1 protein-coding gene and 1 pseudogene are annotated in these 589 nt (G+C 63.2%); both read right to left on the bottom strand.

The window, feature by feature from the left end; translation table 11 throughout:
- Window positions 1-86 precede the first annotated feature (86 nt).
- Window positions 87-404, bottom strand: a pseudogene (locus Tchar_RS13660) (OmpA family protein); the annotation flags it as partial.
- A gap of 3 nt (window positions 405-407) precedes the next feature.
- A partial coding sequence (locus Tchar_RS13655) for an integrase core domain-containing protein (RefSeq protein WP_144329502.1) occupies window positions 408-589 on the bottom strand: 182 nt, incomplete at its 5' end.

The raw sequence follows: 589 nt of genomic DNA, 5'->3' as shown, positions 1-589 counted from the left end.
GCTTGCTCGTGGTCATGGTTTGCCCTCCTTCAGGGTTCAAGGTCGATCTCGCAATCAACCTCTTACCATGACCACCCGCCCGCTTACTACCCCAGGCGATTTTGCACACAAGTCAGCACACTACCGGCTCGGCGCAGCGACAAACGGTCGTTGTAGGCGTCGGAGCCAACCGAATCGGTGTGCCCAACGGCGATCACCACCTCCAGGTTGGTCGCCTTGATCTTGCTGATCAGACCGTCGAGTGCGGACTTGCCTTGCGGCGTCAACACCGCCTTGTCGAAATCGAACAACGCATCACCCTGGAAGGTAAACTTCTGTGGTGCTGACGGCGCTGGTGTCGGTGCTGGCGCGGCCGGCCGTGCCGCCGCGGGCGTGGGCCGTGCGCGCACCGGCGCCTCGGCCACCGCCTAGGTGTGAGCCGTCAAGAGGTTGTTCCGAAGAACTGGAAGCCGTGACATAGGTGCGACGCGGCCTATGCCGTGGTGCGGGCGATGCCAGTTGTAGTGGTGCTGCCAGCTGTGAAGCGCTTGGCGCCGCTGCTCGGAGTTTTGGTAGGTCCAGCCGTAGGCCCACTCACGCAGCGCCGACT

Source organism: Tepidimonas charontis, assembly GCF_007556685.1.
Taxonomy (GTDB): domain Bacteria; phylum Pseudomonadota; class Gammaproteobacteria; order Burkholderiales; family Burkholderiaceae_C; genus Tepidimonas; species Tepidimonas charontis.
The sequence above is the reverse complement of the archived record's forward strand: the minus strand, read 5'-3'. Positions and strand labels throughout refer to the sequence as shown.